The sequence below is a fragment of the Acanthopleuribacter pedis genome (assembly GCF_017377855.1).
GTDB classification, from domain to species: Bacteria; Acidobacteriota; Holophagae; order Acanthopleuribacterales; family Acanthopleuribacteraceae; genus Acanthopleuribacter; species Acanthopleuribacter pedis.
The window spans coordinates 222793-236102 of record NZ_JAFREP010000002.1; the positions used below are offsets into that span (position 1 = coordinate 222793).

Below are 13310 nucleotides of genomic sequence, written 5' to 3' on the forward strand. Positions count from 1 at the left end.
CTAGGAACCTTGTTGTGCCTTGCGGGCTTGCAGGGCGGCTTGTTTCTGTTCGGGTGTCATGCTTTCAATGCGGCGCAGCGTGGCCGCCACCTTGTCCACGTGGCCGGGACGCGGTTCGTTGGCGCGCAGGTAAGCGGCCAAACGCACCACCGTCGGCGCGCGGAAGAAGTCGGTCAAAAACACTTCCATTTTGAAGAGGCGGTGCAGCCGTGCCACCACCTGAGTGGCCAACAAGGAATGGCCGCCGAAGTTGAAGAAGGAATCCTCGGTGCCGGGTTCCTCGCGCTTCAACACGGTGTGGAACAAGCTGAGCAGCACGGTTTCCAGATCGTCCTTGGGTTCGGTGCGTTTGCTTTGGGCGGTCTCCACCTGGAGCACCATGTTCGCCAAGCGCGGCCGATCGATGCGGTCTTCCGGGCAAAGCAGGTGCATCGGCAGTTTGACAAAACGTTCGGGCAGGTGCGCGGCGGGTAGGTGCTCGGCCAAAAACGTCTCAAAGGATTCGGCGCTGATGGTTTTATCGGCCGCGTAAAAAGCGGTCAGGCAAGAACCGGCCTCCGCGACACGCACCACCACCACGGCTTTGGTCACCTCGGGGTGGCGGGCGACCGCTGCCTCGATGGGTACCGCGTTGAGGCGCTCGCCGTCGCGGTTGAGCAGGTCGGCGATGCGGCCGGCGACCTGGAGTTGACCCGCGCGGGTCAAACGGCCGAGAAAACCGGTGCGCAACCGGCGTTGTTCCGGGTGCCGCGGATGGGGTTCCAGTTGTGCGCCGTTGTCCTCGGCCGGGCCAAGGATTTCCGTGGCCAAACCCTTGCCGCTCAGGCAAATCTCGCCGTAGGCACCGCGTGGGACCGGCTGGTTGTCCTTGAGCAAGGTCAAGCTGTTGCCCGCGAGCGGTTCGCCCAGGTTAAACCATTCCGGGTCGTGGGGTCCCGCGGCGGCGACCAACGCGGCGCCGGTCAGCGAAAAGGCGTTGAAGCGACGCGTGCCTTGCGGCAGTTTGAGGTCGGGTTCACCTTGGCAAAGCACCAACGCGGTGGCGGCCTGAAGCGGCACCGCCTCGGCACGCACCGCCTCAACCACGGCCCAATCGGCCCGCGTTCCACCGTCGCGTACCAGCGAACCGCCGCATACCAGGGTCACGGCGACTTCCAGCAGGAAGGCGGAACGGTTGGGATTGGCGCGTTGTTGGACACGCCCTTGATCGGGAACATCGCATCGCGCGACCAAATCGGCGGCGGTGTTGAGCAGGGCGGCATGGCTGAGTTTCACGCCGCACCCTGGTGTGTCGTAGAGCACGCAGGCCCCGTGATCGCTTGCCGGGGATGCGGGCTCGGCCGGGGCTTGGGCCGCGATTGCCTCGGCTTCGAGGTCCAAATCGAGGCGGTCGCCCCAGTAGTTGGGTAACTGCTCCGCGAGATCGTCGCGCGAAATCAGCACCGGCGGTTCCGCTTCTTCCAATAGGGTGCGGACCGACGCGGCGTCTGATTCGGCGTCGAGGGGCAACCACAAACCGCCCAATTGATGCGTGGCGATCAAACCAATCAAGGCCTCGGCGGGATCTTCCAGGTACTGCGCGGTGACGGTGCCCGGCGCCACATCCAAATTGGCCAACAGCGCGGCGACCTGACCGGCGCGATGGTGGAGCGCGCCGTAGGTCAGCGTTGTGGAGGCATCGCGGTATACCAAGGCATCGGGCGCGGTTGACGCCCGCGCGGCGACCACGTCGGCGAGGGAACCTTCCACGGCAAAAGGTTGCTTGGCGGTGCGTTCGCCGCGAACCTCGCCCCCTTCGGCCGTTTCGACACGCGCCAAGTCGACGATGGGTTTGTCGGGCGTGGCCACCACGTCCGTCACCAAGGCGACAAAATGGTCGACCATGGTTTCAATCGTCGAAGGTTGGAACAAGGTTTTGGCGTACATCATGCGCAGGCTCAGCCCGTCCGCTATTTCATAAAAGTCAAAAACCAGGTCGGTTTTGGCGCTGATAAAGCCGATGTCGAAGGGTTCGGCCGACAGCGAACCCATGTGCGAGCGGGTTTCGCCGCCGACGCCCAGGTTGATCAAAATGTCGGTTAAGGGTGCGCGGCTCGGGTCGCGGCGCAAAGCCAAACCCGCGATCAATGTGTCGTAGGGATAGAACTGGTGTTTCATGGCGCCTTGCAGGTTGTCGCGTACCTGGGCCAGGAAATCGCGGAAGCCGCTTTCCGCAACCACTTTGTTGCGCAGGGCCAGGGTGTTCACAAAGTTGCCGATTTGAAACTCCTGGCCGGCATGGCCGCGGCCGGCAACGGGACAACCGACGATCACATCAGGCTGATCGGCATAACGCGCCAGCAGGACGTTCACCAAAGCGGTGAGCACACCGAACAAACTGGCGCCGTTTTCTTCGGCTAGGTTGGTCAAGGCGCGGTGCACGGCCGGTGGCAACACGCGCCGGTAGAGCGCGCCTTCAAACGACATCACCGCGGGGCGCGGTCGGTCCGTGGGCAAGTCCAAAACCGGCAGGCGGCCGGCCAGTTGTTCGCGCCAGTAGGCCGCTTGCTTGGCGCCCGCCTCGCCGCTAAGCATGGTTTCCTGCCATGTGGCAAAGTCCTTGTACTGGCTCTTCAGGGGCGGTAGGGAATCGGGACGATTTGCCGCGAAATCTTGGTACAGCGTGGTCAAATCGCGCACCAACACCCCTTCGGACCAACCGTCAAACACCAGGTGATGGATGTTGAGGTACAGCACGTGGCGGTCGTCGGCGACCTTCAGCACGTGGGCGCGGATCAGCGGCGCGGTGGTCAGGTCGAAGGGACGGCCCGCGTCGGCCTGAATGTGTGCCCGCGCGGCGGCCTCGCCATCCTCGGCGCCGCGCAAATCGACATGGGTCAGCGGCAACGGCATGGGATCGGCGATGAACTGGCGCGCCGTGCCGTCCACGGCACGAACCGCGGTGCGCAGCGATTCGTGGCGGGCGACCAGGGCGTCGAGCGCGCGCGCCAGTACGGCGGTGTCCAAATCACCCTGGAGCGCCACCGCCATCGGGCAGTTGTAGGCGGTGGTGTCCTGCACCATTTGCTCCAACACCCACAAGCGTTTTTGAGCGTGGCACAGGGGGAACCCCTTGGCGGCGCGTTGTTTGGCAAAGTAGCCGCGATCCCGCAGGATCTGCAGGGCTTGTGGTTCGCCGGCGCGGGCGCGTGCTTTCAGGGATTCAAGGGTGTCGTCAGTCATTCAGCAACTCCAATTCCTCGGCCGTTAAGGGCGCGATAGTGTCCATAAAATCCGCGATCAGCGCGGGGTCCGGTTCCTGCTGCCGCCGGATCAAGTCGGCGAAGTCGGCAAAAACCGGATGGTTAAACAGTTCAAACAGCGAGAGCGTCACGTCAAAAGCGTGCTGGACCTGAAACACCAAACGCGTCCCTTTCAGGCTGTGCCCGCCCAAACCGAAAAAGTCGTCGTCGATGCTGAGCGAGGCCACGCCCAGCACGTTGCACCAGATATCGCGCAGCTCCCGTTCCAAATCGTCACGAGGCGGGATCCGTTCGCGGCTTTGTTCGGCGACGTCGAGTGGTCGGTTGTTCAGCGTTTTGCGGTCGACCTTGCCGTTGGCGGTCAAAGGGAACTCATCCAGGCAAACGAAGTGACTCGGAATCATGTAACCCGGCAAGCTGGGCTGGAGGAAGGACCGCGGCGCGGCACTGTCCAACGCGGTTCCGCTGACGCGCAGGTAGGCGACCAACACGTGGTTTTGGTCCTTGTCGCGGGGGGCGCATACCACCGCCTGCAAGACCCGTGGATGCTGTTGCAGGTGTTGTTCGATGTCGCCCAGCTCGATGCGAAAGCCGCGCACTTTGACTTGTTGGTCGCGACGGCCGAGGAAATCGATCAGGCCGTCGCCGCGGCGGGCGACCAAATCACCGGTCCGGTACATCCGCGCGCCCGGCGTATCGCTAAAGGGATCGGGCACAAAGGCCGCGGCGGTCAGGTCGGGCCGCTTGTGGTAACCGTGCGCCAAGCCGGCGCCGCCGATCACCAGTTCCCCCACCACGCCGACGGGGACGGGGCACCCCTCACCGTCGAGCACGTACAACTGGGTGTTGGCAAGTGGGCGACCCAGTGGCATGGCTTGGGTGTGGGTCAGGTCCGGGGTGATCGGGGTGCGTGCCGACCAAATGGTGGTTTCGGTGGGTCCATAAAGGTTCCACAAAACCTTGCCTTTCGCCAACAGCTTGGCTGCCAATTCGCCTGGCAGCGCCTCGCCGCCGCTGAGGAGGGTCATGGCGTCGCGACCGTGCCAACCGCTTTCCAGCAACAGCCGCCAACCTGCCGGGGTGGCCTGCATGTGGGTTGCCGCGACGCGGTCCAGCAGCGAGACCAAGCGCGGGCCGTCCGCGGCAACGGCGGCGGGGGCGAGCACCAGGGTCGCCCCGGTCATCAGCGGCAGGTACAGTTCCAAGGCGGCGATGTCAAACGAGATGGTGGTCACCGCCACCAACACATCGTGGCGGTCCATGCCCGGTTGTTGTTGCATGCTGAACAAGAAATTGTTGAGCGCCCGACGCGGCACCACCACACCCTTGGGGCGGCCGGTCGAACCCGAGGTATAAATGGTGTACGCCGGAAATTCCGGGCAAAGCACCGGCGCGGGAAAGGTTTGGTGTTTTCCCGGCGCGCCCGCGAGCGGGGTTTCGTCGAGCAACAGCGTTTCGGCGGGAAGCTTGGGCAAGCTTGCGACCAAGGTGGTTTGCGTGATCAGCCAATCGGGTGTCGCGTCGGCCAACATGGCGGTCAACCGGTCCTTCGGAAACATCGGGTCCAAGGGAATATAGGTCGCACCTCGGTGCAACAGGGCCAAGAGCGCGATCACCATCTCCGGGGTGCGTTCCAACAACACCGCCACCTTGCTGCCGGGGCCGATGCCACGGTAGTGTAGCTCGGCCGCCAGGTGGTTTACCGCCGACGCCAGTTCGCGGTAGTTCGTGGTTGCGAGGGAACCGTCGCCCCGTTCGTAACGCAAGGCCGCGGTGTTCGGGGTGTCTCGCGCGGTTTCCAGGAAACGGGTGATCAAATCAAATTCGGCGGGAATCCTTGTTTCGCCGGGGTTGGCACCCTGCATCAGCGCGGCCGATTCTTCATCGGTCAACATGGGACAGCGCGCGAGCGCTTGGTTCGGATCGGCCGTGACCGCTTCGGTTAACCGCAACAAGTGGTCGCGCAACCGCGCCATCGTGCTAGGCGCGTAGAGGTCGCTGTTGTAGGTCAGGCAGGCCTCGAACCCGTTCTCGCGCGGCGTGAGGTTAAAGTCAAAGGTTAGGTCGTACTTGCTGGAGGCGGCCGAGTTGGGCAGCGGCGTAATCGTGATGTCGCCGAGTGCCGGCTCAAGGTCGCCCGCGTTTTGGCTCTGGACCATCACGTCGAACAGGGGCGAACGGCTCATGTCCGCTTTGATGTCCAGCTCGTCGATGAGTTTGTCGAAGGGGTAACCTTCGTGGGCGAAGCCGTCCAGCACGGTCTGGCGGACCTGGCCGAGCCAGGCGCTGAAACCTTGTTTGGGATCGATCTGAGACCGCAGCGGCAACATGTTCAGGTAAAAACCAACCTGACCTTCGAGATCAGCGTGGCCGCGCCCGGTGACCGGTGTGCCCACGATCAAATCCTGTTGGCCGGCGGTGCGGTAGAGCACCAATTTGACCAGGGCCAGCAGCACCATGAAGCGGGTGGCGCCGTGCCGGACGGCGAGCTTGCCCAAGGCTTCGGCGTGGGGCACGGTGAAAAACAGTTTCTCGCCCGCGAAGGTTTGGCGTGCGGGGCGCGGTCGGTCGGTGGGCAGGTCCAGCACCGGCAGCGGTGCCGCCAGTTGCTTCAGCCAATAATCGGCGTGTTGGGATGCGCCCGCCGCCGTTTGTTGTTCCTGCCAAGCCGCAAAATCGCGGTAGTGAATCCGCAACGGCGCCCAATCGGGTTCTTTCTGCTGCAGGGCCGCCGCGTAGGCTTGGGTCAGTTCGCGCAACATCACGCTCAAGCTCCAGCCGTCGCAAATAATGTGGTGGACCGTGAGCAGCAGGGCGTGGCGGCGCGGTTGCAAACGGATTAGCGTGGCGCGCAGCAGGGGATCCGCGGCCAAATCGAAGGGTTTTGCCGTTTCGGCGGCGGCGCGTTTCTCGATGCGATCCGCGGGTGCGTCGCACCAATCTTCGAAATCAAAGCGGAAGAAATCGGACGGGTTTACTTTCTGACGGGGTTCACCGGCGCGGGTAGGGAAGGTGGTACGCAGCGCCTCGTGGCGGGTGATCAGCAGGTGAAAGGCCTGCTTGAGTGCGTCGCGGTGGAGGTCGCCGTCCAAAACCATGTGAAGCGGAATGTTGTAGGCACTGGTGTCTTTTTCGATTTGCGACAACACCCACAGGCGGCGTTGCGCGTGGGACAACGGGTAGTCGGGGGCGTCGGGCAGGCGGGGGATCGCCGCGTGGGTCGTACCCTGGAGCAACGCCAGAATCTCGGGTTTCAAGCGGCGCAGTTCGGCCTTGAGCGCCGCCGTCATCACCCCTTCCGGCGCGCGGAACTTGAGCTTGCCGGCCTCCACCCACAGCTTGACGCCCTTGTGCTTGAGTTCGTTTAACAGCTGATGATGCCCGCTCATAATTCTCCCTCTTCTTCGTCGTCCGCCGCGCCGCCTTCCGGCGCGACCAGCAGTTCTTCCACCACCGCTCTGAGGTCGGCGATGCGTTGGGCCAGCTTGGCCGCGGTTTGGTCTTCAAACAGGAATTGTAGGGGTAAGGTCAGGTTAAAGTGTTTGCCCGCGCGGGTCATGAATTGGGTACCCAGCAAAGAATCGCCGCCGAGTTGGAAAAAGTCGTCGTTGATGCCGACCGGCTCAATCGCAAGCAGCGATTGCAGCAGCTCGATCAGGGTGTGTTCTTCCGGGGTTGCCGGCGCTTGGTAGGGGTTGGGCAGGTTGGGGCGGGCGTGGAAGCCGTTGCCGCGTTCGGTTTTTTCGGAGATCGCCGCGCGATCCGGCTGCACCAAGTCAACCCAACGGGCCAGGCGTGCGTCGAGGCGACCGGCTGAAACCACGAGTTGGCCGGGTTCGCCGCGGGCGATCAGGCGCGCAAAGGCCGCCTCGCATTGGTCGCGATCCATGGCGAAGCGGTTGATGCTGGTTTGGGTTTCGTCGCCGCGTGCCACGACCCGAGCCGTGGGCCAGCGATCCCAGTTGCTGCTAACCCAAGGCAGGTTGCGTTCGCCGTTGCCCCAGGCGTCCATGAAGCTACAGGCCGCCGCGTAGGACGCAAAACCCAGTCCGCCGAGCACCGAGGCGTTGGAGGAAATCAACACCGCGAAGTCGGGAGATTCCTCCGCGAGCACGTGGTCTAGCGCGCGTGTGCCGCGAACGCGGGCGCGGAACTGGGCCAGGCTGTCGGCGCGGGTTAGGTCGCGCGCCGGCATGAAAATCGAGCGGTGCCCCGTTTCACCCGCCGCGTTGACCACGCCGTGAATCGCGCCGAAATGCGCGCGCGCCTGGTCAACCGCCGCGGCCAAATCGCCGATGTCGCCCACGTCGGCGCGGAGGGGGAGCACTTGGGCGCCCATCCCTTCCATGCGGGTGACGGTATCGAGGGTGGTGCGCATCGGTTCAATCAGTTCGGCCGCCTGTTCGGCCAACCTGGTTTGGTAGGTGTCACTCGTGGGGGCCAGGGCTTGCTGGGCCACAATCAGGCCGCACTCCTCGGTTTTGCGTGTGGCTTCGTCCCGTGGGAAGGCGGTGGTGTGGGCGAACCCATTGCGGCGGCAGACCGCTTCCCAGTTCGCCAAATCCATCAGCGGCGAGTCTTGGCGCAGCTCGGTATCCTCGTAACACCACCAGCCTTCGATCAGGCCCCAAATCATGTCGATTTGGACGTGGAGCTTGACCGTTTCCACCATCGCCAGCATGCCGCCCGGTGCCAGCAGGCACTGCAGGTGAGTCAAGGTTTGGTCGAGGATTGGGGTGGCGTGGACCACGTTGAGGCCGAGGATGAAATCGTATTGATGGGGTTCAAAGCCTTGCGCGGCCGGATCCCGTGAGATGTCGAAGACGCCGAAATCCATAAAATCATCGCCGCGTTCGGCCGCTTCCCGTTGGGCGCCCAGGACAAAGGCGCGCCCGATATCGGTGAAGGTGTAGCGCACGTTGTGATCGCGCAGGTGCGCGGCCAGCATGCGGGTCATCAGGCCGTTGCCGCCGCCGACTTCCAAAATGCGTACCGGCCGTTGGTCGGCCGCGGCGAGGATGCGGTCGATCAGGCGGGTGAGCAGCGCCATGCGGCGGCGGGTGGCCTCGGATTGGTCGGTCTGTTCGGCGTTGCCGCGCACCAACTGGGTATCGCCCTCGGGATACAAGACCTGGACGCCCTTGGTGCGGCCGTCGAAGACGTCGCCGTATTGGCGCACACAGGTTTCCAAGAACGCCAATTCACCGGCCATGTGGGGGTGGGTTTCCTTGAGATGACGGCTCAGCAAACCGGCGTCGGGCAGTTCCAGATCGGTGACGGTTAAGCCGTTTTCCTCGGCGAACAGGCCGCGGGCGATGGTGGTTTGCAGCATCAGGTTGGCGAACTTGGCGTAGGCCGGCGGCATGGCGAGTTGTTCGACCACGGACGCACGGGTGTGCCTTGTGCCTGGCGAAAGGTCGACGCCGCGCTCGCGGAAGAAGTCGCGCAGGTAGGCGGTGCAAAGGGTGTCGACCGTGGCGATGAGGCGTGGATCCAGGGTTTTGTCGCCGCCGGTTTGCGCGATGATGTGCGCCGCGTCCGCTTCCAGGCCGGGCGTGATTTCAGCCAAATCGAGGCGTACCGCGCGGTTGGCCGTCGCCCGTTCGGCGAGGAAACGCACCGCCGGCGCCGTCGCTGTCGCCGCGTCCCGCCATTGCGGCCAGGTTTCGCGGGCCGGCAGACCACCGCGACCGATTAAGACCAGGTTGGCCTTGGCCTCGCGCGCCATCCATTCGGCAAGCAACAGGCCGATCCCGCCCAGGCCGCCCGCGATCAGGTAGGTGCCGCCGGGACGCAATACCTCGGCGGCGTTCACCTCGGGTAGTTGAAGCGCGCGGTACCCGGCTTCCCAGCGGTCGCCGTCGCGCAACAACACCGAGCGCGCCCCTTCCAGGTGCAGCAGTTCGGCGTGGAGTTGGGCGCGTCGCGCGGGCGAGAAACGGGGGCCGCGCTGGTGGATGTCGATCACGCGGGCGCGCAAGTTGGGCATTTCCTGCGGCAACACGCGCAACGGACCCAGCAGCAGCGCCGTCTCCGCGTTGACCTCGTTTTCCCCGGCCACGGTCCAGAGTTCTTTGGTTACGACTTGAAGGTGGATCGGCAGCTCGCATGCCGCCTCTTGTAGTGCCCGTGCGAGGTGCAATAAGGATCCATAACCCCGTTCTCGTTTGGCGATATCGCCGCCGCTCCAGGCGTGGACTATGTGAAGCTGTTGCGGTTCGCGTTTCAGTATCTCGCCAATCAGGGCGGTCATGTCCGCGTGTACGCCGAGCCGTACATGGTAACGATTTTCGGTGCGGCGCTGATAACCTTCGCCGATTTCGACCGTGACCACCGCGGCGCCGCCGGCGTTGAGTTGGTCGGCGATGCTCAAATTCCAGGTGGGTTCGTGGAATACCAGCCACAAACCACGGTCCAGTGAAACGGGGGAACCCGTGCGCGCACGGGCGGTGAAATCGGGTTTGTAGAACCACCGGGAGAGGTCGCTGTTTTTCTCTGTCGCGGCGGGTTCGCTGGTTGTCGGCACTCTATTCGCGCCCGTTCCCGCATCCAACCAAAAACGTGCACCTTGAAAGGCATAGCCGGGAAAACTGATACGGCGCAACGGTCGCGCGGGTCGGTCCGCTTGCCAATCGACCCCGACCCCGGCTTGCCACAGGCGCCCCAAGGCGTCGTAACAAACGCGGACCGCATCCTCCGCGCGGCGCGGATGCGGCAGGGTCGGGATGCGGCGGAGGGGCGTGATCCCGGCCTGACCGACCAAGGTGGTCAGCGTTTGGCCCGGCCCAACTTCTAAGTAGACTGGATCGCCCTCGCTTTCAAGTAAGGTCACCGCGTCGCTAAAGCGCACCGGCCGCAAGATGTGCTGCGCATAGTAACCGGGATCGACGGCCTGTTCGTCGGTGATCCAGGTGCCGGTCAGATTGGAGAGGTAACGCTGTTTGGGCGGGGTCAGTTCGATTTCGTCCAGCACCGCGTGCAGCGCCTTGGCCGCCTCGGTCATCATCGGTGAATGGAAGGCGTGTGAGGTGTGGAGCGCGCGGTGGGCGATGTCGCGTGCGGTCAAATCGGCGGCAAAGGCGTCGATTGGGGCTTGTGGGCCGGAAACCACGATGCGTTCCGGCGCATTGATCGCGGCCAGGCTCAATTCGGCCGGCAGCAGCAGACGCACGCGCGTTTCCGCCGCCGATACCGCCAGCATCGTGCCGCGTGGGGCCGCCTGCATGCAGCGTCCGCGGGCGACCACCAACCGCAAGGCGTCGTCCAGGCTGAACACACCCGCCAAACAGGCCGCGACGTATTCGCCCAGGCTGTGGCCGAGCATGGCGTGTGCGTTCACACCGCGTGCCTGCCACATCCGGGCCGCCGCGTAACTCACGGCGAACAGCAGGGGTTGCGCGTATTCGGTTTGGCCGACCTGTGCCTCTGCCTCGGGATCCTCACCGAACAGCAGGGCCCGGGGATCCCGTTGGAGCAGCGGGGTCAGCCGTTGCAGCGCCGCATCTAAATGGGCGCGGAACAAGGGGTTTTGTGCGTAAAGTTCCCTGCCCATGCCGACGTGTTGCGCGCCTTGGCCGGGGAACAGGAACACCACCTTCGGATGTTGCGCCGGGGCCGGAACCACGCCGGTTGCGGGGGTCCGCAACAGGGTCACCGCTTGGGCGGTGTCCTCGGCTACGACGTGACGGCGGTACGGGAAGCACGCGCGCCCGGATTGCAACGTGTGGGCCAGGTCGTCGAGGTCGGGTTGCGCGCGCGCCACATGGTCGGCCAGCGATTGCGCGCCCGCGTTAAGGGCCGCCTCACTTTTGGCGGACAGCACCAGCAGCCGCGGACCCTTCGGCGTGTCCGGGCGTTTTGCCTGAACCGGCGCTTCGGCCAGGATCACGTGGGCGTTGCTGCCGCCGATGCCGAAGGAACTCACCGCCGCGTGGCGTCGACCCGCCAGGGGCCAGTCCCGCGTTTGCGCGGCGACGCGGAAGGGACTAGTTTCAAAAGGAATCTCGGGGTTGGCGCGGTCGAAATGCAGGCTTTTGGGGATGCGCCCGCGGGCCACCGCCAGACTTGCTTTGATGAAACCGGTGATCCCCGCCGCCGCGTCGAGGTGGCCGATGTTGGTTTTGACCGAACCAATGGCGCAGGTGCCCGTTTTCTGGGTGTGGCGGCGGTAGACCTCGGTCAGTGCCGCGATTTCGATGGGATCGCCGAGCGCCGTGCCGGTGCCGTGGGCCTCCACGTAACCGATCTGTTCGGGATGGACCCCGGCGCGTTTGAGCGCGGCGTCGATCACCGCGGCTTGGCCGTCGACCGCGGGCGCGGTAAAGCCGATTTTCTCGCGCCCGTCGTTGTTGACCGCGCTGCCTTTGATGACCGCGACGACCGGGTCGCCGTCGGCCACGGCCAGGTGCAGCGGTTTTACCACCACCACCGCGCAGCCGCTGCCGCCGATGGTGCCTTGGCCCGCGGCGTCGAAGGCGCGACAGTGACCGTCGGGCGAGAGGATGCCGTTTTGTTGGTAAGCGTAACCTTCGACCAGCGGCACCTTGATGGATACGCCGCCCACCAGCGCCGCCTCGCACTCGCCGCGGCGTAGGCTTTCCACCGCGAGGTGGAGCGCGACCAGTGAGGTGGAACAGGCCGTGCCGACCGTGATCGCCGGACCGCGCAGGTTGAGTTTGTAGGCGGTACGGGTGGCGAGGTAGTCCTTGTCGTTGCCGATCAGGAGCGGGTAATCGCCGAGGTTGCGCAGCTGTTCGCGGTTGGGAACCACGTTGTTGAGCAGGTAACCGTTGGCGCCGCAGCCGGCAAAAACGCCGATGCGCGCCTCGCTGTTGTTCGGGTCGATGCCCGCGTCTTCCAGCGCGTTCCAGGCGCATTGCAGGAAGATGCGGTGCTGGGGATCGGTCACCTCGGCCTCGCGTGGGGTGAACCCGAAGAAGGCGGCGTCGAAGCGGTCGGCGTCGGCCATAACCGGCTTGGCGGGAACGTACGCCGGATCCTCGATCAGTGCGTCGGGGACGCCGGCCGCACGCAATTCGTCCGCGCTGAAGAAGGTGACCGATTCAACGCCGTCCAGCAGGTTTTGCCAGAGTTCGGCGACCGAGGCGGCGCCGGGAAAACGGCCCGCCATGCCGATCACGGCGATGTCCGCGTCCGCGATCGGGTCTGTAGCCGCGGCGGTCGCGCGTTGCCGCGTGTTCTCCGCCGGCGCATCGCCGAGCAGGGCGCTTTGCGCGCGTATGCTGGTGTGGCGGAACAACTCGGTGATGGGCACCTCGCGGTTGAACTGTTTCTCCAAGGCGGCGCGCAGGCGCACCAACAGCAGCGAGTTACCGCCGACGTCGAAGAAGGTGTCGTCCGCGCCGAAAGCGTCGTGGCCGAGCAGCTCGCGCCACAAAGCGCGCAACAGCTGTTCGTCGGCGCTTGCCGGCGTTTCCGCGGTCCTGTCGGTTTTTGCGAGGGTTTTGACCAAGGCGCCGCGGTCGATTTTGCCGTTCGCCGTTAACGGCCAGGTCGCCAGATGGGTGAAGGTGGCCGGCACCATATAGTCGGGCAGACGGTCTTTTAACAAGGTGCGCCATTCGGAAGCCGCCGGCCCGACGCCGCCCTCGCTCACCAAGAAGGCGTGCAATTGTTGGGTTTCGCCCGCGCCGGTGGCGAGCACCAAGGCCTCGCGGACCCGCGCGTGGCGGCACAGCGCCGCTTCAATTTCGCCCGGTTCAACCCGGAACCCGCGCAATTGGATCTGGAAATCGTTGCGGCCGAGGTGGTCAAAACCGCCGTCCGCGCGCAACACCCCTACATCCCCGCTGCAGTACAGGCGGGCGCCGTTCCCGCGGGGATCGGGCACAAAACGCGCGGCGGTTAACGCCGGCTGACCCCAATAACCCATGGCCAAACCGCCGCCGCCCACGTAAATATCCCCTGGCAGCCCAACGGGCCGCGCTTCGCCCTGTTCGTCCAACAACCACATGCGGGTATCGGGCAGCGGCCCGCCGATGGGCGAACGCCCCGCTTGTTCCGCGTCGGCGGCGGTGATGGGTCCGAAGCTGACGTGGACACAGGTTT

The 13310-nt window shown here is 64.8% G+C and carries 3 protein-coding genes (1 of these 3 running past the window's edge); all 3 read right to left on the reverse strand.

Annotated elements, in window-relative coordinates; genetic code table 11:
* Tightly spaced (each overlapping or abutting the next), the 3 genes in view from J3U88_RS02660 to J3U88_RS02670 form a layout consistent with a single transcriptional unit that may run on beyond the window.
* Complete coding sequence (locus J3U88_RS02660) at positions 1-3222, reverse strand: condensation domain-containing protein (protein ID WP_207856583.1); 3222 nt, start codon at positions 3220-3222, stop codon at positions 1-3.
* Positions 3215-6631: a non-ribosomal peptide synthetase gene (locus J3U88_RS02665; RefSeq protein WP_207856584.1), complete on the reverse strand. Its 3417-nt coding sequence runs from the start codon at positions 6629-6631 to the stop codon at positions 3215-3217. The genes J3U88_RS02660 and J3U88_RS02665 overlap by 8 nt, the downstream gene beginning before the upstream one ends.
* Positions 6628-13310 carry the 3' portion of a non-ribosomal peptide synthetase/type I polyketide synthase gene (locus J3U88_RS02670; RefSeq protein ID WP_207856585.1) on the reverse strand. Its footprint extends 7024 nt past the window's final position, so the window shows 6683 of its 13707 coding nt (coding positions 7025-13707); the start codon falls outside the window, past its right edge — the gene reads right to left on this strand; its stop codon occupies positions 6628-6630. The genes J3U88_RS02665 and J3U88_RS02670 overlap by 4 nt, the downstream gene beginning before the upstream one ends.

Coding starts and splice junctions, on each gene's coding strand:
- J3U88_RS02660 (WP_207856583.1), bottom strand. CDS start 3,222: ATGACTGACGACACCCTTGAATCCCTGAAAGCACGCGCCCGCGCCGGC.
- J3U88_RS02665 (WP_207856584.1), bottom strand. CDS start 6,631: ATGAGCGGGCATCATCAGCTGTTAAACGAACTCAAGCACAAGGGCGTC.